The sequence below is a fragment of the Pseudomonas sp. LBUM1644 genome, from assembly GCF_059716195.1.
Map to the genome: position 1 here is coordinate 2,556,563 of NZ_CP166812.1, position 20,313 is coordinate 2,576,875.

Here is a 20,313-nt window from a genome sequence, read left to right on the forward strand (position 1 = left end):
GCAAACTCCACGAAAACTAGTTGGTCGGAACGGGCTTGCGAAGAAAGACGACCAGTGGGCTCACCACCAGCATCGCGAACATCAAAATCTTGAATTGGTCGATCACCGCGATAAACGCGGCTTGGCCGGTGATCATTTCGTTGAGTCCGGCCAGTGCTTGCAGGGACGTCGGCAGGGCATGCGCAGCAGCGCGATACGGCGTCAGGTTGCTGGCGAGCGCCAGGTGCATCGCTTGCGTATTGTTGAAGAAAAACAGCTGCACAATCGCCACGCCGAGGGTGCTGCCATACACCCGTGACAGGTTGAAAAAGCCGGTGCCTTCCGGGCGCAGCGTGGGATCGAGCGTGCTGAACGCGACCTTGGTCAGCGATGGCATCAAGACGCCGATGCCAATGCCCTGGATCGCACCCGCCACCGCCACGGGCCACCAGTCCATCAACGGCGAGTAACCGAGCATCAGCCAGTTGGCGTAAATCACCGTGGCAACGCCTGCTCCAACGAACCACCGACGGTCGAAACGTTCCGGAACACGGCCCATCAACAGGAACGCGCCGACCAGCCCGATACCGCGCGGAATGGTCAGGGAGCCTGTGGTGTCTGGCGGGTAGCCGAGAATCTCGTCCAGCATCGGCGAGGTGAGGGCCATGGTCGACAACAGCACGAAACCCACGGCGAAGAAAATGATCGTCGACAGCACAAAGTTGCTGTCTTTGAACAAGCGCTTATTGAGGAAATGCACCTTGGCGGTCAGCATGTGCACCGCGAACAGGTACAGCCCCAGTGCACAGCCCAGCGCTTCCAGCCAGATCTCGGTCGAAGAAAACCAGTCGAGACGTTCACCGCGATCCAGCAGCATTTGCAGGCTGATCAAACCCAGCGTGAAGCTGCCGAAACCGAAGAAATCGAACGACGGGCGTTTCTCGGCTTTTTTCTCGGCCAGCAACAGCGCCATCACCAGGCAGATAAACGCCGACAGCGGCAGGCTGATGTAGAAGATCGGGCGCCATCCGAAGTGTTCGCCGACCCAGCCACCGATGCTCGGCCCGCTGACGATGCCGCACAGCACGATGGCGGTCCACGTCGCGCCAAATTTCGCACGCTTCTCCAGGGGCAACGTCTCCATCGAAATTGCCATCGACAACGGTGCCAGCACGCCACTCGCCAGGCCTTGAATAATCCGCGCGCCGATGAACTCCAGTGGGGTCGTGGCCAGCGTAGCGAGCAGCAAACCGAGGACGAAGAAGGCCAGTGCCGCTTGATAAACCAGCTTCAGGCCAAAACGCCCGGCCAACCATTGCGCCACCGGCATGCTGATGGCGCTTGCGGCGAGGTATGAAGTGAAGATCCAGCCGGCCTGGTCGTCGGTCATCGACAGGCTGCCCTGAATCAACCTGAGCACCGCATTCGGCAAGGGCAGGTTTGCCGACTGCATGTAGGTCGCGAGCAGCGCGGCAAACCTTAATGTCCCCGCACCGGGAGGTCCGGCAAGGTTGGCGTTCATCGGTCGGTACCCGCGGTCAACAGCGATTTGAGCGGATGCCACCACGGCGTGCGATGCCCGGTATCAACCTTGACCGTGGCGCTGGTGCCCGAGAACAGCGGCAGGGCGGGATCGGCCTCGTCGAGCTCGAGCCGTACCGGTACCCGCTGAACCACCTTGACCCAGTTGCCGGTCGCGTTCTCCGGTGGCAGCAGGGCGAAGTCCGATCCGGCGCCGGGACTCATGCTGGTCACGTGGGCTTTGAAGACATGGTCAGGATAAGTGTCGATACGGATGGTCGCTTCCTGGCCCGGACGCATGTGGGTCACCTCCGTTTCGCGGAAGTTGGCTTCAATCCAGATCTCACGCCCGGACAGCAGCGCAAAGGCTGGCGCGCCGTTGTTGACGTAGTTGCCAACCTGCAGATCGTCGACCTTGGCGACAATGCCATCGTCCGGCGCATACACCGTCGCGTACGAGAGGTACAGCTGCGCTTCGTCGAGCTGGGCCTTGGCTTCACGCACACTCGGGTGGCTGTCGGGTTCGATGTTCGGATTGCCGTTCAATGCCACGACCGTGCTGGCGATCTGCTGTTCGATCGACACGATGCGTTGCCGCGACACTTTAAGGTCGGTGTCGGCACGCTCGTAAATGGCGCGCGAAACGAATTCGGTCGCGACCAGCGCCTTCTTGCGGGCGAATTCCCGTTGGTCGAAATCGGCCGACTCTTTGGCCGATTGCAGCTCCGCCTGCTGCTGGCGGTAACTGGCCTTGAGCCCGTCGATGCGCAGGCGCGCCACACTCAGCTGGGCTTCGGCACGGTTAACCGCGATCTGCAGCGGTTTGGGGTCGATGCGAAACAGCACCTGGCCTTTGTGAACCTGCTGATTGTCCTCGACCGCGATTTCCACGACCTGGCCGGAAATGCGCGCGTTGATCGATGCTTTTGCCACACGGGCGTAGGCGTTGTCGGTCGAAACGAAGGGTTCGCCCGCCACGTAGTGTGCATAGCCCACCGCCGCGAAGAGGAGCGGGGCGCCCACGATCAGAAAGGGCCGGAGTTTCTCCTTGAACGGTTTCTTGATGGGCTCGGGATGTTCGTAGGTCTGCGAAGCCGGGATGTCGAACGCTTTAGTCATGATCGAATGCACCTTTAACCGGGAGGTCGGGCCTGTAGCCCTGACGTCAATAGTTGCTGTGAGAAATCAAGCCCGAGCGCGGGCAGGAGGATCGCTCCGCCGCACCTGTTTCGTCGCCGCAACACTCAGTTCGAGCTCCGCTTCAACAAACCGTAAATCAAGGAATTTCTGGTTCCTTAATTTTGTGCGATGGTGTAAGAATATCCCTGCACCCAACTTCCATCAAGGATTTTGTACGACATGGCACAAAAAAAGATTACAGAAGCAAAAGGCCGCGGCCGTCCTCGCGCTTATGACCCGCAAACCGCGCTGCAGCAAGCGCTTGGTGTGTTCTGGAGCACCGGTTATTCCGGCGCTTCCCTGGACAGCATCGCCACCGCAGCCGGCATGAATCGCCCGAGTCTCTATGCCGCTTTCGGTGACAAACACGCGCTCTATATCAAGGCGCTCGAGCAATATTGGGAGTTTGCCGCTGCGGATATGCATGAGGCGCTGACGGACAACAACCTGACGCTGCGCGAGGCGTTGCTACGGTTCTACGAAGGGCAGTTGTCGATCTATTTTTCGGGTGACGGCCAGCCGCGCGGCTGTTTTGCCATCGGCACGGCGACGACTGAAGCCGTCGAGGATCCGGAAATTCGAGAGGTGCTGTCGGACCGGCTCAGCCGGCTCGATGCCGACCTAGAAGCGCGCTTGCGAACGGCCATCGAGTCCGGCGAGTTGAACAGCGATGTCGACGCAGCGGCCCTCGCGGTACTGGCGTCGTCCTTGCTGCACAGCATTTCGATCCGTGCGCGGGCGGGCAAATCCCGCGCAGAATTGACGGCGCTTGCAGGCAACGCGGTCAACGTGATCTGCGGTTGAGAGGTTTCAAGATGGGCGAAAGACTCGACGATATTCTGGCTGAACACCTCGAGGTGATTTTTTGCGGGATTAACCCGGGCGTGATGGCGGCCGCCCAGGGGCATCATTTTGCGGGCAGGAACAATCGTTTTTGGCGCACGCTGCACCTTGCTGGGTTCACGCCAACGGAGGTGCGACCGGAAGACGACCGGACGATCTTGCAGCATCAGTGCGGACTGACCGCCGTGGTCGAGCGGCCGACGGCGCGGGCGGATCAGTTATCTTTAGAAGAATTCACCGCCACCGCTGCGGATTTTGAACAAAAGATCACGCGCTATGCGCCGCGTTTCGTTGCGTTTCTGGGTAAGGCGGCCTATTGCGCGTTGTCCGGCCAAAGAGACGTTACCTGGGGCCTTCAACCCAAGACTTTCGGCAATGCTTCGGTATGGGTTTTGCCCAACCCCAGTGGCCGAAATCGCGCATTTACCCTGGAGCAACTGGTGGGCGCCTACCGCGCGCTCCATGGGCAGACACGCCTCGCGGCGGATTCCCAGCCTTTTCCAAAGGCTCTCCTATACTGATTCGCGCAGACACAGCGTGCCGTTGGAAACGGCGTTCCTATCAGTCACTGGAAGGAGATTGAGCATGACCATTCGCATAGGCGATGAAGCCCCGGATTTCACCGCCGAAAGTACTGAAGGCCCGATTCATTTCCACGAATGGATTGGCGACAAGTGGGCCATTCTGTTCTCGCATCCAAAGGACTTCACGCCGGTATGTACCACTGAACTGGGTTATATGGCCAGGCTCAAGCCGGAGTTCGACAAACGCAACACCAGGATCGTCGGGCTCAGCATCGACCCAGTCAGTAATCACAAGGCCTGGGCTGATGACATCGAAGAGACCCAGGGACATGCCGTCAACTACCCCATGATCGGCGACGATAACCTGGTGGTGGCCAAGCTCTATGACATGATCCACCCGAATGCCAGCGGCGGCTCGCGCACCGCCGTGGATAACGCCACGGTGCGCTCGGTGTTCATCATCGGTCCGGACAAAAAGGTCAAGGCGATGCTGATCTATCCCATGAGTGCCGGGCGCAACTTCGATGAAGTCTTGCGTCTGCTCGACTCTCTGCAATTGAACGCCAAGCACACGGTTGCCACCCCGGTGAACTGGCGTCCGGGCGAAGACGTGATCATTCCCACGTCAGTCTCCGACGAAGACGCGAAGAAGAAATACCCGCAAGGCTTCAAAACGCTGAAACCGTATCTGCGCACGGTGGCGCAGCCAAAGTAATCCATCACTGGCAACGGTCACCCTGAGCGCAACGTTGTTCACTTAGTGATGTTGTAGGAGCGAGCTTGCTCGCGATGGCCTCAAGAGCGCCGCGTTTAGCCAGCAAACACGCGCAATCGTTAACGACCATCGCGAGCAAACTCGCTCCTACATAAGCCCAATTCGCTTAAATGAACAGTAGTAAACCTTGGGCGGGTCCAGCAGGGTGACCGGCTAAACCAGGTACCGCCGGAACCAGCCCAGCGTGCGGTCCCAGGCCAGTTTGGCTGCCGCCTCGTCGTAGCGAGGCGTCGAGTCGTTATGGAACCCGTGGTTGGCGCCGGGGTAAATGTAGCCTTCGTAGGTCTTGCCTGCCGCTTTCAACGCCTGCTCATAGGCGGGCCATCCTTCAGTGATGCGCGTATCCAGTTCGCCGTAGTGCAGCATGATCGGTGCCTTGATTCGGGCGACATCTTTTGCCTCGGGTTGTCGGCCATAAAACGACACCGCGGCCCCCAGCTCGGGATAGGCGACCGCCGCCGCGTTGGTGATACCACCGCCGTAGCAAAACCCGGTGATGCCGACTTTCCCGTTCGTGGCGTCGTGTTTCATCAGCCACTCGATGGCGGCGAAAAAGTCATTCATGAGCTTTTCAGGATTGACCTTCTCCTGCAGCTCCCGGCCTTTGTCGTCGTTGCCTGGATAACCGCCCATCGAGGTCAGGCCATCGGGGGCGAGGGCGATAAAACCGGCCTTGGCCACACGCCGGGCGACGTCTTCGATATACGGGTTGAGCCCGCGGTTTTCATGCACGACGACCACGGCTGCCACCTTGCCGGTGGCTTTCGCCGGACGCACCAGATAACCACGCACCTGCCCGTTGCCCTTGGGCGAGGGATAGGTGACGTACTCGGGGATGATGTCCGGGTCGGTAAATTCAACCTGCTCGGCCAGCGCGTAATTCGGACTCAGCGCGGCGAGCAGCGCGCTGGCCGTCAAACCGCCCAACGCGAACAACGCCGCCCGGTCGAGAAACTCTCGCCGGTTGATCTTGCCGTGGGCGTAGTAGTCGTAGAGTTCCAGCAGTTGCGGGGAAAAGTCTTTAGCGGTGAGACGAGGCATTGCGGGTTTCCTCTTTGGGCGGATCGATCACTCTGTCGGCTCGGCAACGTGAGCGGTACCTATCGAGCGTAGCTGCACACCCAAAAAGAACCTTGGCCTTCTTGCAGTGGGGGAACGCCATTGTGCATCGTCGAAAAATATAGCCTTGAATGATCCATATAGGGCTCATAAAGGTGTTTCGTGGGTCATATAAAGGTATTTTCGGTGCCGGTAAGTAATGTCGCAATTCAACCGCCCAGACATTGCGCCCCCGCCTTGGCCACTTGCGCATCCTGCTCGGCTTTCACCCCCGACACGCCCACCGCGCCGATCACCTGGCCGTCGACAATAATGGGCACGCCACCTTCCAGCGACGTCAGCAGCGGTGCTGACAGAAACGCGAAACGCCCGCCATTGACCATCTCTTCATAGCCTTTGGACTCACGCCGACCCAGCGCGGAAGTGCGCGCCTTTTCCGTGGCGATGTAGGCGCTGGACGCGGCACAACCGTCGAGGCGTTCGAGGGCCAGGGGATGACCGCCGTCATCGACAATCACGATGGTCACGGCCCACTGATTGTTTTGCGCCTCGGTGCGTGCGGCAGCGAGAATCTGTGTGACTTCGACCTGGCTCAATACGGCTTTGGTTTTCATGGGGTTTCTCCAGTGCTCGGTGAGGGCAGCGCGGCTTCGACCAGTTCGATCCAGTGCCGGACCGGGGTACGGCCCGCGCCGTCGAGGTGGGACTGACAGCCGATATTGGCGGTAACGATGACGTCGGGATGTCCGCTTTCCAGGGCATTGAGCTTGTTGTCCCGCAGTTGTCGGGCCAGTTCAGGTTGGGTCAGCGAATAGGTGCCCGCCGAGCCGCAGCACAGGTGAGCGTCGGGAACGGCGGTGAGGTTGAAGCCCAGACTCGTCAGCATCGCCTCGACCGCACCCCCGAGCTTTTGCGCGTGCTGCAAGGTGCACGGGCAATGGAACGCCAGGCGCTGACCGCTGTGTACGCCGAGCGTTTCCAGCGGCTCATCGCGCAGCACTTCCACCAGGTCCCTGGCGAGCGCACTGACTGTTTGCGCCTTGTCGGCATACGCCGGGTCGGCGTTGAGCAAGTGGCCGTAATCCTTGATAAACGCACCACAACCGCTGGCGGTCTGCACAATCGCCTCCGCACCTTGTTCGATGCTTGGCCACCAGGCATCGATGTTGCGGCGGGCGCGATTGAGGCCGGCTGCTTGAGCGTCCAGATGGTAGTCCACGGCACCGCAACAACCGGCCTCACGGGCCGAAACGACGCTGATCCCCAACCGATCGAGGACGCGCGCGGCGGCGGCATTGGTATTGGGCGACAGGCTCGGCTGTACGCAACCTTCGAGCATCAGCACATGCCGGGCGTGCCGGGCGGTGGGGCGCGGCTTTGCCGGATACACGGTGCGCGGCAGCTTTATCTTCAGCGTGCTGGGCAACAACGCACGGAAAACCTGACCGCTCCCCACCAGCCCCTTGAACAGTTCCGGGTTGGGCACGACCGCCCGCAATCCCTCGCGCAACAGGCGCTGGCCGAGCGGGCGCGGCACCGCGGCATCGACCACCGCCCGGCCGATGTCCAGCAAGTTGTGGTAGTCGACGCCAGAGGGGCAGGTGGTTTCGCAGTTCCGGCAGGACAGGCAGCGATCCAGGTGTTGCTGGGTTTTCCGGGTGACCTCGTTACCCTCCAGCACTTGCTTGATCAGGTAGATACGACCCCGCGGTCCGTCCAGTTCATCGCCCAGCAATTGATAGGTCGGGCAGGTGGCATTGCAGAAACCACAGTGCACGCAAGTCCGCAGAATGCTTTCGGCTTCGGCGGCCCGAGGCAACTGGCTGGCGTGTTCACTCAGGGTCGTCTGCATGGTTCAAAGCTCCGCGTACAGGCGCCCGGGGTTGAAGATTTGCCTGGGGTCGAGTTGTTGCTTCAAGTTCCGGTGGTACTGCATCAGCGCCGCCGGCAGTGGTTGGAAGGGGCTGTCGACGAGGCCGTGGCTGTAGCAAGTCACATGCCCGCCTACCGCTTCGACGACCTGGCGAATGAACGCCGCCCCAGCGTCAGACTTGAGCCAGCGCTGTGCGCCGCCCCAATCCATCAATTGACGACCGGGCAGCGAAAGCCGCGGTGTGTTGTGCGGGAGCGAAAGCCGCCAAAGGGGCTGGCCTTCATCAAAGAAACTCAAACGATGCTCGTTGAGGTCAGCCCAGTACGAAGCGTACAGCAGCTCGCCGCCCAAACGGTCATGCGCTGCCGCCACCGAGCCTTCACCCCCTTCAAGCCGCAAGTGCAGGCGCTGGCCATCGTGGCAGGCCGCGCTGATCGGCAGCGGTTGCTGGCCCCATTCCGCAAGGCGCAGCAACGCACGCTCATTGTCCATGTCGAGGCTGATGCTCAAGGCCTGGCGTGGTTTAGGCAGGACCTTGAGCGAGACTTCGGTGATGACCCCCAAACAACCGTAACTGCCGGCCATCAATCGCGACACATCGTAGCCAGCGACGTTTTTCATCACTTCGCCACCGAAGCGCAGATGCTTGCCGTGGCCGGTGATGACCCGTGTGCCGAGGACGAAGTCCCGCACCGACCCTGACCAGGGCCGGCGTGGCCCGGACAGCCCGCAGGCAATCATGCCACCGACGGTAGCGTCGTCACCGAACGCGGGCGGTTCACACGGCAGCATTTGATCCGCCGCATCCAGCACGTCACACAGCTGCGACAAGGGTGTGCCACAACGCGCCGTGATCACCAGCTCGGTAGGGTCGTAGCTGACGATGCCTCGATGGGTGCGCGTATCGAGCACTTCACCGGCCGTGATGCGACCCAGGAACGCCTTGCTGTTGGAGCCCTGAATGCGCAGCGGCGTGGCGTTTTGCAGTGCCTGATTGACCTGCTCCAGCAGCGCGGCGCTGTCATCGAAATCCCATTCGCCGGGCATCAGAAACGCTCCAGATCAGGGAAGGGCAGTTGACCCATGTGCACGTGCATCGCGCCAAATTCGGCACAGCGGTGCAGGGTCGGAATGTTCTTGCCGGGGTTGAGCATGCCGCTCGGGTCGAAGGCGGCTTTGACCGCATGAAACAGCGTCAACTCGTCGCTGTTGAACTGGGCGCACATCTGATTGATCTTCTCGCGGCCAACGCCGTGTTCGCCGGTGATGCTGCCGCCGACCTTCACACATAACTCCAGGATCTTGCCGCCCAGCGCCTCGGCGCGATCAAGTTCCCCCGGTTGGTTGGCATCGAACAGAATCAGTGGATGCATGTTGCCGTCGCCGGCGTGGAAAACGTTGGCCACCCGCAGGTCGTATTCGGCCGACAACGCCGCGATGGCCTGTAGCACACCGGGCAACTCGCGACGCGGGATCGTCCCGTCCATGCAGTAATAATCCGGCGAGAGCCGACCCACTGCCGGAAAGGCATTCTTGCGCCCGGCCCAGAAACGCACACGTTCGGCTTCATCCCTGGCCTGGCGCACTTCGGTGGCGCCTGCCCGCTCCAGCACCTGGCGCACGCGGTCGCAGTCATCGTGGACATCGGCTTCAACGCCATCGAGCTCGCACAGCAGAATGGCTTCGGCATCCACCGGATAGCCGGCGTGGATGAAGTCTTCGGCGGCACGAATCGCCAGGTTGTCCATCATTTCCAGGCCGCCGGGAATGATGCCGGCGGCAATGATGTCACCGACGGCGCGGCCAGCCTTTTCAACGGAATCGAACGCCGCCAGCAACACCTTGGCGGTCTGCGGTTTGGGCAGCAGTTTGACCGTGACTTCGGTAATCACCCCCAGCATGCCTTCGGAACCGGTGAACAACGCCAGCAGGTCGAAGCCGGGCGAGTCGAGTGCGTCCGAGCCCAGGGCCAAGTGTTCGCCGTCGACGGTCAGAATGTCGACCTTGAGCAAGTTGTGCACGGTCAGACCGTATTTCAGGCAATGCACGCCACCGGCGTTTTCTGCCACGTTACCGCCGATGGAACAGGCGATCTGCGAGGAAGGGTCCGGCGCGTAGTACAAGCCAAAGGGCGCCGCGGCCTGGGAAATCGCCAGGTTACGCACGCCCGGCTGGACCCGCGCCGTGCGCGCGGCCGGATCGATGTGCAGGATGTTGTTGAAGCGCGCCATCACCAGCAGCACGCCTTTTTCCAGCGGCAATGCGCCACCGGACAAACCGGTGCCAGCGCCGCGGGCGACGACCGGCACTTGCCGCTCATGACACACCCGCAGCACGCCTTGCACCTGGTCGATACGACGCGGCAGCACCACCAGCATCGGCGTGGTGCGGTAGGCGGACAGCCCGTCGCACTCGTACGGCTTGAGCTCTTCGCGCTGATGCAGGATCTCCAGATCCGGCCACTGCGCGTGCAGCGCCTGCAACAGCGCGGCTTTGTCCACGTCAGGCAGTACGCCGTCGACGCGTTCATCGTAGAGAATATTCATGGTTGCTTTACGATACTCCGTTCACGAACGCCCGGGCGAAGATCAAAAGATCGCAGCCTCCGGCAGCTCCTACATGGGATCGCGTGTAGGAGCTGCCGAAGGCTGCGATCTTTTGTTTTTTTTGCCTCGGTCAATGCCCGCCCACCACCATATGACTGAACGGCGCCACATACGCCTGCAACGTCACCAGCCCGCCGACCAGAATCGCCAGGATGATCGAGTGGAAGAACACATAACGCAGGATTTCCCCTTCATGGCCATACCAGCGAGTGGCCGTGGACGCCACCACGATGGATTGGGCGTCGACCATTTTGCCCATGACCCCGCCGGAACTGTTGGCGGCGGCCATCAACACCGGGCTAATGCCCAACTGCTCGGAGGTGACCCGTTGCAAGCCACCAAACAGCACGTTCGACGCGGTGTCCGAGCCGGTCAGCGCCACGCCGAGCCAGCCGAGCAGGGTGCCGAACATGGGGTAGAAAATCCCCGTTGCCGCAAAGGCCAGGCCCATCGTTGCGTCGAGGCCCGAGTAGCGGGTGAGATAGCCCAGGGCAAGCATCGCCGCAATGGTAATCAGCGAATAACGCACCACCCACAGCGTTCGCAGGTATTGGCGCACCAACTGGGGAATGGAGTAGCCCATCAGCAGCCCGCCGAGGATGGCTGAGAGCAAGATGCCGCTGCCGGTGGCGGTGAACCAGGTGAACTTGTAGATCGCTTCCTCGGTTTTAGGCGCAGGCACCACGGGCGGTACCTTCTCGACTTGCAAGTGCAGGGTGGTGAAGGTCAGGGCCGGCGAGAAGATCGGGTTCGCTTCGCGCACGGGCTTGCCCTGAGGGTCAAGCTTGGCCGAGTGGGTTTGTGGGTCGATGGCCGGGCGCGTATCGAACATGTTTTTGAAGCCCTGGGTGCCCCAGGCGAAGACGAAGATCGTGAGGATGATCCACGGCATCCACGCCCGCATCACGGCAGGCTTGGCATCGGCGGAAAACGTCGCGGTGGCGGTGGGTTTTTCGTCATGTTCGGCATCGATTTTCGAGTTGTCGACGCGTCCGGACAGCGCGGCGGAGGTGTGCACGGTGGCCGGTTTCCAGACCTTGAGGAAGCCGGTCAGGCAGGCCATGGAAATCAGCGCGGCGATCACGTCCACCAGCATCGGGCCGTGGTAGTTGGACACGAGGAACTGCGGCACGGCGAAGCTGACCCCGGCGACCAGAATCGGCGGCCAGATTTCCAGCATTTTGCGCCAGCCGGCGAAGGCCCAGATCAACCAGAACGGTACCAGCACCGAGAAGAACGGCAATTGCCGACCGACCATCATCGACAGTTCCATTTCATCCAGCCCGGTCACCTTGGCCAGCGTGATGATCGGCGTGCCCAGGGCGCCAAACGCCACCGGCGCGGTGTTGGCGATCAACGCCAGCCCCGACGCGGCCAGCGGCGAGAAGCCCAAACCGATCAGAATGGCCCCGGTCACCGCCACCGGCGTACCGAAACCCGCAGCGCCCTCGAAGAACGCGCCGAAGCAGAAGGCAATCAGCAGCAATTGCAGGCGTCGGTCGTCGGTAATACGCGCCAGAGAATCTTGCAGGACCTTGAACGAGCCGTTCTCGGTGGTCAGCCGGTGCAAGAAAATGATGTTCAGCACAATCCAGCCAATCGGCAGCAGTCCGTTGGCAGCGCCAAACAACGCCGCCGAACCGGCCATGGTCGCCGGCATGCCAAACGCGAAAATCGCGATCAACAGCGCCGAGGCGAGGGCGAGTAAAGCCGCTATGTGTGCCTTGATGTGGAAAAACGCGAGGGAGGCCAGCATCACCACGACCGGCACTGCCGCCATGATGGTTGAAAGCACCGGGTTACCGAACGGATCGTAGATTTGCTGCCAGACCATGTTCCACCTCTGCTTTTTATTGTTGGGAATGCAGACCCCTAGGGGAAGGTGGCTTGTAGTATAGGTGGCATTACGCCGCTGTCAGGGCAGGGCTGGTTTTTCCTGAATGAGCGCTGTTGGCAGGCGTCGGTGAGCTAAGATGGCAGCTAAGGGTTTGCGTCACTCGGGTGTCAACGACGGGAGGAATGCAGCAATGACTGAGCGCCATTTGGACTACAAGGAAACGCTGTCGAACGGATGCAAGATCGAGGTCAAAGCAGAGATATTGAGAGATGGCTCGCTGAAGATGTTCATCGGAGTTTACTGGCCGGACGGCTCGGTCATATCTGAGGATCCCGATCCAAAACCGCATCTTCTGGACATGGAAGCGGCGCTGGACTGGGGGATTGATATCGCGAAGGGCATTGGTAATAGCCAGCGAACGTTGTAAGCGTTGAGACCGCGCACATCCTGTAGGAGCTGCCGAAGGCTGCGATCTTTTGATCTTTTTACAGTCCAAGCGAAAGATCAAAGGATCGCAGCCTGCGGCAGCTCCTACAGTGGATTCGGTTCCTTCAGGAATTGGGTGTTGTCATATTGCCGGTCTGTTAACCGTTGCGCCGGAAATACCGGGCGCCTTGGCCAACGGTGTCGAGAACTTCCATGCATCCCCCGCCGGCGCCGTGCCTTTGTCGTAAGGCTTGCCCAGCAGCATGTAAACAAAGCCAGCGCCCATTACCACCAGGGTGGTCAGGATCATCGAATAATTGATGTACCACGGCGCATCCGGCGAGCGCGGCCAGACCATATTGGTGATTGCGCACAGCCCATAAATCAAAGCCGCCACATTCACCCACAAACCCCACGCACCCAAGGTAAATTGACCGCTCGGGCGCCAGCCCTTGGCGCGGGCGATCAACGCGGCAATGACGATCAACTGGAACGCGACGTAGATACCAATCGCCGCGAAGCCGACGATGGTCGCCACGGCATCGGCCATGAACATGCCCAGGCAGACGATCGCTGCCGGTACCACGCCGCTGATCAGCAATGCGAACGACGGCACATGGTTGCCCGAGAGGCGTTTGAGCAGCGAACTGCCAATGATCATTTCGTCACGGGCGTACGCGAACAACAGACGGCTTGCCGCCGCTTGCAGGCTGAGGACGCAGGAGATGAACGAGACCATCACCACCGCCATCACCAGGCGCGAACCGACCGGCCCGAACGCATTGGCCAGGATGGTGGCAACCGGGTCGGTGTCTTCCCCGGCCAGCACCTTGGCCATGTCCGGCACCGAGAGGATCAACGCCAGGCAGGCAAACATCGCTGCGGCACCGCCGATGTAGATGGTCATGCGCATGGCTTTCGGAATGCGCTTGCCCGGGTTCGGGGTTTCTTCGGCGACATCGCCGCAGGCCTCGAAACCGTAGTACTGGAACAGGCCCGCCAGCGACGCCGCGAGGAATGCCGGCAAGTACGAACCGTTGACTTGAAGATTGAACGTGTCGAACAGCACGCTGAACGGCTGATGGCGCTCGAAGATCAACAGGTAGCCGCCGACCAGGATCGCCCCGACCAGTTCGCAGAGAAAGCCGAACATCGCCACCCGTGCCAGCAATTTGGTGCCTACCAGATTGAGTGCGGTCGAGAGCAGGATGATCGTCAGGGCAATGTAGATATTGGCTTCGGGGCCGGGATGGAAGCCCAGCATGATCGCCAGGTACGGCCCGGCACCGACGGCAACCCCGGCGATGGTGGCGCACAAGGCCCACGCATACACCCAGCCGACCATCCACGCCCAGCGCTTGCCCACCAGGCGACGCGCCCATGGGTAGACGCCACCGGAAATCGGGAACTGCGAAACGATTTCACCGAAAATCAGGCACACCAGCAGTTGGCCGGCGCCGATCAGCAGGTAAGACCAGAACATCGGCGGGCCGCCTGCTGCCAGGCACAAACCGAACAGGGTGTAGACGCCGACAACCGGCGACAGGTAGGTGAAGCCCAGGGAAAAGTTCTCCCACAGGCTCATGGTGCGATTGAAGTCCGAACTGTAGCCGAGGGCGCGGAGCTGTTCCGCATCCTGATCGGCGCTGACACTTGCACGCGCGTTAGGTGAGCCACTCATGTTATTTCCTCATTATCAATGGCAGTGGATTGATGCTGGCGGGTCGGGCCGCCTATGCTCGTTTCGAGCTTGTTGTTGTGTTGATTCCAGGCTTGATCGCGATGCCGATCCCGTAGCAGCTGCCGAAGGCTGCGTCCGGCTGCGCAGCAGTCGTGAAATCAGGCAACGCGGTCCTTCAGAGAACCGTGTGCGAGGGCTTTACGACTGCTACGCAGCCGGACGCAGGCTCCGCCAGCTGCTACCGGAGTGCGTCAGGCTTTGGTTTCGTCGTCGTACTGCGAGAGCCATTCGACGGCCGCATCGCGGTAGCGGCTGAAGCCCTTGTAATCCACCAGTTGCTGGTTCAAATCCCGCAGCACCCGATGCATGCGTCGGGCCCAGGCAGGATGGGTGGCGATGTCTTCGAGGCTGAGCAGGTAAGTGCGGATCGGGAAGACGATGGCGTTACTGCGCGGCAGGCGATGCAGGGGTTGCAACTCGATGCGCAGGTACACCAGCTTGCCGGCATTTTCGGCTGTGACGATGGTCCGGTCCGGTGCCCATTCCGGCAGGCTTTCAGCCGAGACTTCGAGGCGCGGGTTAACGGTCAGCGACCAGTTCAGGCGACGGACCGGGTGGCCGGTGCGCAGGCGCAGCAGGAACTTCAGGGCGCGGTCGAGCATGCCGATCTCTTTCACCAGCGGCACCGGCCCGTGGAACTCTTCCCAGCTCATGCCGAGGTTGAAGCGCAACGAGTAATCGGCCCGTTGGGTTGCAATCCCGGCACCCCAGTAGAGCGTGCCATCGCGTTCTTCTTGCAGCACCCAGTCACCCTGGGCCTGACGGGTCACGTATTCCATCGGCTCGTAGGGCAGGGTGGCCGGGTCGCCGAAGGTGAAGTGGTCGTCGATGTCCAGCAGGCGGTTGGTCCAATGCCACTGCCGACCTTCACGCGCGAGGCTGAAGTATTGCGGATAGTCCCGGGCGTAGGATTCCATGATCAGCTCAAGCAAATCCCACTGCGCCTCCATCATGTGCGGCGCCGAGACGTAGTGCATGCCAGGATCTTTCTCGAGGGTGATCGCGCGATCCCGGCATTCGCTGATGTAGTGCTCGTCGATATCGAAGGCTGCACGGAAAGCGCCATCGCCCACCGACACATGCGGCTCTAGGTTCATCGAGTACATGTAGTCGTCATCAGGGAACGGGAAGGGCGCGCGCGCGATGGTTTCCGGGCTGTTGGCGAAGGTGTAGTCGTCGCGATAGGTTTCGTCGGGATTGAATTGGATATTCATTGTTTTTTCTCCGTCGATCAGAGGTCGATGACCAGGCGATTGCACTTGGCGCGGGATACGCAGGGCATGATTTTCTTGCGGCCGGTTTTGTCTTCGTCAGACAACCAGTCATCGCTGTGCAGAAGCTCGCCGTCGAGCTCCAGGACCTCGGTTTCGCAATGCCCACAGGCACCGCCCCGACACAGGTAGGGCATGCTGAAACCGGCGGCTTCGACGGCTTCGAGCATGGTCTGGTCGGGCGAGACTTCGATGGTGGTGCCGCTACGGCCGAGGGTGAAACTGAAGGCTTCGCCGCCGCTGCTTTGTTCCAGAAAACGTTCAAAGTGCACGTGGCTGTCGGTCCAGCCGAGGTCGCGGGCGCAGGCCAGTGTGGCGTCGATCATGCTGTCCGGACCACACACATAAACGTGGCTGCCCAGCGGGCGGTCGGCGAGCACCCGGCCAATGTCCATCCGCGATTCGATGCCCTTGCGGTACAGGTGAACCTGCGAGCCGTAGGTGGCCTGCAGCTCCTTGCCGAGTTGCGCATGCTCTTCGCCGCGCACTGCGTAATGCAGCTCAAACGGCACCTTGCTCAGGCGTAATTCTTCCAGTTGGGAAATCACCGGCGTGATGCCGACGCCGCCAGCGATAAAGATGTGCAGCCGCGCTTGCTTGATCAGCGGGAACAGATTGACCGGTGGCGTGACCTCGATCAGGTCGCCCTCACCGACAGTGTCATGCAGCGAGACCGAACCCCCGCGACCACTGTCCACGCGGCGCACGGCAATCTGATAACTGCTGGTGTCGTAGGGCGAACTCAGCAACGAGTACGGATTGCGCAAGGTGTTGTGTTGATGGGCGATCAGCACCACGACGTGGCTGCCACCGGAAAAGGCCGGCAAGTGCGCACCGGTCGGCGAGACCAGGGTGAAGCGCTTGATTTCCGGGGTTACCGATTCGATTCGGGCCACGCGCAGATTCAACGTCCCATTGTTCTGGCTCATGTGTCGAGTTCCTCGGCTTCTGGCAATTCACCCGGCACTTCGGCATCGGCCTTGACCGCTTGGAAGGCAGCCAGCCGCCGGGAATAGTGATCGCGCACCACCAGCGTCAGGCCGCAACCGGGGCAGTCATAGACGCGTTGGGTGACGTTTTCGGTGTAGGTATCGCAGTGCACGCACCAGACCCGACGGACCAACGTGCCGGAGTGCTCGCGCAGCACTTCGTCGCGGTTGAGGTCGAAATGCGTCGCCACTTGCATCGCCGTGCCGAGAAAGCTTTCCGAACCGGCGAGGTAAAGGCGGGTGCCCATGCGCGCTTCGCCGAGGAGGGTTTTGAGCTCGTCGATCAACGATTGATTCGTCGCGTGCACATGCAGTGGGTGTTCTGGGTGCTGCTGCAATTGGGTGAGGAAGTCCTGCCCGGAAAAGGATTCCAGGGAGTACAGCAGGGTGATCGGCCGATCCATAGCGGCCATATCCTGCAACAGGCGCAACATGGCCTGACCGCCGCTGCCTTGCCCGGCAATGATGTGCCGGATTCCTCCTGGCAGTGGTTGTAACCGGTCATAGACCGGCCGGCTTTTGATCCCGGTGATCAACATTTTTATTATTCCTCCTGGCTACCGGCTCGGCTAATGGAAGCCGGCCCTGATGCAAAGCCCAACGACGATGGGTTGCAGATAGCAGGAGCACAGGTCGTGCCATAAACTCAACGCATTGAAAATAAAGGCTTTTGTTGTATTTTCTGCGAAGGGGGCAGGCAGAAATAACCACGGGTGTAGGCGTTTTTGCAGCAAACAACCCCCTGTAGGAGCTGCCGAGTGAAACGAGGCTGCGATCTTTTGATCTTTTTTAGATCAAGATCAAAAGATCGCAGCCTGCGGCAGCTCCTACAGGTGACCGGTGCAAACCGTGAGGTCAATCGCGCTGCAGTTTGCGGATCAGCGTGCCGATGTCGATGCCCAGGTGCACCGCGGCTTTGCGTTTGCTGCCGCGCAGCTGCACGGCCCTCAGAATGACCTGGCGTTCGAAGTGCTGTACCTGGAGCTTGAGGTTTTGCTCCGGATCGTCTTCGTCGGCAACCGCCGGTTTCATGCGTTCCTGCGGCCGTGCCGGTTCGAGCAGTTCGGCCGGCAAATGATGCTCTTGCGCTTCATCGTCGGCGAGGACCGCCAACCGTTCGAAGATATTCACCAACTCGCGGACATTGCCCGGAAAGTCATAGCCCATCAGGCGCTTTCGGCAACCGGCGGACAGGCTCAACGACGGCTCGCGATCGCCGTTGATACGACTCAGCAGGATGTCGATGAGAAACGGCAAATCGTCCCGATGCTGACGCAGCGGCGGAATTTCCACCGGAAGGACCGCCAGCCGATAGTAGAGATCGGCGCGGAACTCGCCGATGCTCACCAGATGTTGCAGGTCCTTGTTGGTGGCGGCAATGACTTGCACCTGCACCGTTTTGCTCAGTGGCGAGCCGACCGACTGAATGGTGCTGTCTTCGAGAAACTTCAACAGTTTGGCCTGAACGTGCAACGGGATCTCGCCGATCTCGTCGAGGAACAAGGTCCCGCCCGATGCCGCCTCGATATAGCCCTGCTTGCCGCCCTGCAGTGCACCGGTAAAGGCACCGCGCTCATAGCCGAACATTTCCGACTCGAACAGGCTCTCCGGAATGCTCCCGCAGTTGACGTGAATGAACGGGCGATCGCCCCAACCCGCCGCGCGGTGGATATGTCGGGCGATGGCGGTCTTGCCGACCCCCGGCTCGCCGAGCAGCAACAACCGCGCACGACGCCGGAAGGCGCGCACGCCGGTGTCGGCGATGGCCGATAGCTGGGGTGACAGGTGCAGGGCGCTGTCCTGGGGATCGCGCAGGCCTTGCGGTTCTACGGGTCGGTTGCCCAGCGACGCCCGACGTTGTGGCTGGCTGCCGTCGAAGTCTTTCTGCGTCAACATCCTGAACGGTTTTTCGTAGGCACCCGTGGGGATGGCATGGGTGCTGCTGAGCAGAACCCGGCCTTCGCGCGAGCGGGTCAAGGCACTGTTGCCGCCGCGATTCAGGGCCGTCTGCAAGTCTTCATAATTCAAAGCGGAACGCTGGAAGAAATCACTGTCGAACAGCCCGACGGCATGTTGCCTGGACAGTCGATTGACGCGCTCGGCGGCAAGGTTGATGAAGCGTACCCGGCCTTCACCGTCCGTGACGATCAACGCTTCACTGAAACTGTCGAGCAAGGCATGCAGCGCAGGTGTTTCCAGCAACGCACCGAGTGCTTCGCTGCTGGCGTTCACCGACGAGCGCATGCCCATCTGCACCGTGGGTGGCAGGTTCTTGTCATTCATGGGTGCAACTCTTCCGCGCGGCGCACACCCTGGCTTTGGCGGAACACCGCGACCCGCCAGGCCACGCCCTCACGAATCAGGATGCGCGAACAATGCACATTGAAGTTCAGAATGCGTCCGCTCAAGTCCGGCAGCGGCAGGCTGTGCCACGTGCGTTCCGGCAAGGCGTTATCCAGCAGCAAACGGGCAATCCCGGCGCCATGGGTGATGCCAAACGTCTCTTCGAACGCTGCGTTGCGCCATTGCGGTTGCAAGTGTTCATCGATCACCAGCACCGCGTCAGGCACCGCATCGAAGACCCGGCGCAAGGCGTCGATGCGCTGCTCCGCATCGTGCTGCATGCGCAACTCCTGACTGACGTCGCGGATGCTGCCCCACATGCGCAACAGGTGCCCATTGACGATGGTCGCGCGCACGTCGTTTTCCACATAGGCCGGTGAGCCATCGTGCCGACGATCCACCGAGAGCGCGCAATCGACGCTGAACCCGGCCTCGATCAGGCGCCGCACGAACTCTTCGTTGGCCGGGCTGCGCGGCCAGTAAAGGCGTACCGGTTGCTGGTTGAAATCGACATCCGACGGCATCTCGTACACCTCGGCCATGGCGCGGTTGCACAAGCGCCAGTGCGAGTCGTTTTCGAACACCTGGCGGACGATTTCATCCGGGGAGTTGTTGATGTCCACCGCCTCGGCGAACTCGATGCACCAGTACGCAACCTTGGCGCTCTGCAGCATCTGGCTCATCACCTCATTGGCGTTGTGCATTTCCCGCAGGCGATGGCCCAGCGCGCCGAGGGGGATTTTCAGCAGGTGCAGACGCGCCGGTTGCACCGAACGCCACTCCAGCAGACCGCAGGCGACCACCTGCAACAGGCCACCGTTATGGCGAATCAGGGTCAGTTCCAGGCTGTGGATTTGCTCGTCGGCAGGGGGATTGGCGAACAGCCGTTGCAAGGTGCGCAGCGACTCGACGCTGTAGATTCGCTCGATCGGCTGATTCAGTAACGCTTCCGGCGCATAGCCCAGTTCATCACTCAGGCTGGCGGACAGACTGACGAGATGTCCGTCGGCACTGAGGGTGCTGGAAAGGGGCGGCGCTTTATTGGCCAGTAAATTCAGGATATCCATCGGTGGATCGGCTCGATTTTGGCTTGTGGGTACCTGGTTGAAGACTCAGGCGGTCTAAGACAGCGGCATATCGCATGCCAACTAAAAGGCCAGGGAACATTGGGCATATCGGCGGATTTGGTTTGGCAGTGCTGCGATATTGCAGTTGAATGCGCATTTTCGCAGCACTGCTTAGGAGGGTGGAATTAATCCGATCAGTGACCCGGGAGAACTTCATGTAGCAGCTGGCGAAGCCTGCGTTCGGCGGCGAAGCCGTCGTAAAATCAGGCGACGCGGTGCA

Annotated in this window: 18 protein-coding genes; 4 read left to right on the plus strand and 14 right to left on the minus strand. The window is 60.9% G+C overall.

Annotated elements, in window-relative coordinates; all coding sequences use genetic code 11:
• Positions 1-16: 16 nt before the first annotated feature.
• Together ACA052_RS11525 and ACA052_RS11530 are read right to left on the minus strand one after the other, a co-directional pair.
• Positions 17-1,501 (minus strand): DHA2 family efflux MFS transporter permease subunit, encoded by a 1,485-nt coding sequence (locus tag ACA052_RS11525; protein ID WP_497649773.1) that lies wholly within the window; start codon positions 1,499-1,501, stop codon positions 17-19.
• Positions 1,498-2,619, minus strand: coding sequence for an HlyD family secretion protein (locus ACA052_RS11530; protein ID WP_497649774.1), 1,122 nt, complete (start codon positions 2,617-2,619; stop codon positions 1,498-1,500). Before ACA052_RS11530 ends, ACA052_RS11525 begins: the two co-directional genes overlap by 4 nt.
• Positions 2,620-2,859: 240 nt before the next feature.
• On the opposite strand from ACA052_RS11530, the gene ACA052_RS11535 reads away from it, so the two are divergent.
• The 3 genes from ACA052_RS11535 to ACA052_RS11545 all read left to right on the plus strand — a co-directional run bounded on the left by ACA052_RS11535 (position 2,860) and on the right by ACA052_RS11545 (position 4,761).
• Positions 2,860-3,483, plus strand: coding sequence for a TetR/AcrR family transcriptional regulator (locus ACA052_RS11535; RefSeq protein WP_497650307.1), 624 nt, complete (start codon positions 2,860-2,862; stop codon positions 3,481-3,483).
• 11 nt (positions 3,484-3,494) lie between these two features.
• Complete coding sequence (mug, locus tag ACA052_RS11540) at positions 3,495-4,043, plus strand: G/U mismatch-specific DNA glycosylase (RefSeq protein WP_497649775.1); 549 nt, start codon at positions 3,495-3,497, stop codon at positions 4,041-4,043.
• Positions 4,044-4,107: 64 nt separating this feature from the next.
• On the plus strand, positions 4,108-4,761 hold the full coding sequence (locus ACA052_RS11545; RefSeq protein ID WP_497649776.1) for a peroxiredoxin: 654 nt from the start codon (positions 4,108-4,110) through the stop codon (positions 4,759-4,761).
• A 213-nt stretch (positions 4,762-4,974) separates the two neighbouring features.
• Here ACA052_RS11545 and yghX read toward each other — a convergent pair whose 3' ends face one another.
• From yghX to ACA052_RS11575, 6 genes are all read right to left on the minus strand, one after another.
• Positions 4,975-5,862: a YghX family hydrolase gene (yghX, locus tag ACA052_RS11550; RefSeq protein ID WP_497649777.1), complete on the minus strand. Its 888-nt coding sequence runs from the start codon at positions 5,860-5,862 to the stop codon at positions 4,975-4,977.
• A 227-nt stretch (positions 5,863-6,089) separates the two neighbouring features.
• Positions 6,090-6,494: a heme-binding protein gene (locus tag ACA052_RS11555; RefSeq protein WP_497649778.1), complete on the minus strand. Its 405-nt coding sequence runs from the start codon at positions 6,492-6,494 to the stop codon at positions 6,090-6,092.
• Positions 6,491-7,732, minus strand: coding sequence for a glycolate oxidase subunit GlcF (gene glcF, locus ACA052_RS11560; RefSeq protein ID WP_497649779.1), 1,242 nt, complete (start codon positions 7,730-7,732; stop codon positions 6,491-6,493). Before glcF ends, ACA052_RS11555 begins: the two co-directional genes overlap by 4 nt.
• A gap of 3 nt (positions 7,733-7,735) precedes the next feature.
• Positions 7,736-8,800: a glycolate oxidase subunit GlcE gene (gene glcE / locus ACA052_RS11565; protein ID WP_497649780.1), complete on the minus strand. Its 1,065-nt coding sequence runs from the start codon at positions 8,798-8,800 to the stop codon at positions 7,736-7,738.
• A complete protein-coding gene (gene glcD, locus ACA052_RS11570) occupies positions 8,800-10,299 on the minus strand; it encodes a glycolate oxidase subunit GlcD (RefSeq protein WP_497649781.1) in 1,500 nt (499 codons plus the stop codon). The genes glcE and glcD overlap by 1 nt, the downstream gene beginning before the upstream one ends.
• A 130-nt stretch (positions 10,300-10,429) precedes the next feature.
• Positions 10,430-12,193 (minus strand): L-lactate permease, encoded by a 1,764-nt coding sequence (locus ACA052_RS11575; protein ID WP_497649782.1) that lies wholly within the window; start codon positions 12,191-12,193, stop codon positions 10,430-10,432.
• 193 nt (positions 12,194-12,386) lie between these two features.
• Here ACA052_RS11575 and ACA052_RS11580 point away from each other — a divergent pair, with 193 nt between their 5' ends.
• Positions 12,387-12,623, plus strand: a complete 237-nt coding sequence (locus tag ACA052_RS11580; RefSeq protein ID WP_497649783.1) for a hypothetical protein — start codon at positions 12,387-12,389, stop codon at positions 12,621-12,623.
• A 141-nt stretch (positions 12,624-12,764) separates the two neighbouring features.
• Here the strand turns inward: ACA052_RS11580 and ACA052_RS11585 are convergent, their stop codons facing one another.
• The 6 genes from ACA052_RS11585 to ACA052_RS11610 form a co-directional block, all read right to left on the minus strand.
• A complete protein-coding gene (locus ACA052_RS11585; RefSeq protein ID WP_497649784.1) occupies positions 12,765-14,303 on the minus strand; it encodes an APC family permease in 1,539 nt (512 codons plus the stop codon).
• A 251-nt stretch (positions 14,304-14,554) separates the two neighbouring features.
• On the minus strand, positions 14,555-15,577 hold the full coding sequence (locus tag ACA052_RS11590) for a heme-dependent oxidative N-demethylase family protein (RefSeq protein ID WP_497649785.1): 1,023 nt from the start codon (positions 15,575-15,577) through the stop codon (positions 14,555-14,557).
• Positions 15,578-15,594: 17 nt separating this feature from the next.
• The gene (locus ACA052_RS11595; protein ID WP_497649786.1) at positions 15,595-16,563 is read right to left on the minus strand and encodes a PDR/VanB family oxidoreductase; all 969 of its coding nucleotides are present in this window, start codon (positions 16,561-16,563) and stop codon (positions 15,595-15,597) included.
• Positions 16,560-17,162 carry a dimethylamine monooxygenase subunit DmmA family protein gene (locus ACA052_RS11600; protein ID WP_497649787.1) on the minus strand — a complete coding sequence of 201 codons (603 nt, stop codon included), beginning with the start codon at positions 17,160-17,162 and terminating at the stop codon, positions 16,560-16,562. The genes ACA052_RS11595 and ACA052_RS11600 overlap by 4 nt, the downstream gene beginning before the upstream one ends.
• Before the next feature lie 316 nt (positions 17,163-17,478).
• Positions 17,479-18,906 (minus strand): sigma-54 interaction domain-containing protein, encoded by a 1,428-nt coding sequence (locus tag ACA052_RS11605; RefSeq protein WP_497649788.1) that lies wholly within the window; start codon positions 18,904-18,906, stop codon positions 17,479-17,481.
• Positions 18,903-20,033, minus strand: coding sequence for a PAS domain-containing protein (locus ACA052_RS11610; protein WP_497649789.1), 1,131 nt, complete (start codon positions 20,031-20,033; stop codon positions 18,903-18,905). Before ACA052_RS11610 ends, ACA052_RS11605 begins: the two co-directional genes overlap by 4 nt.
• Positions 20,034-20,313 lie beyond the last annotated feature (280 nt).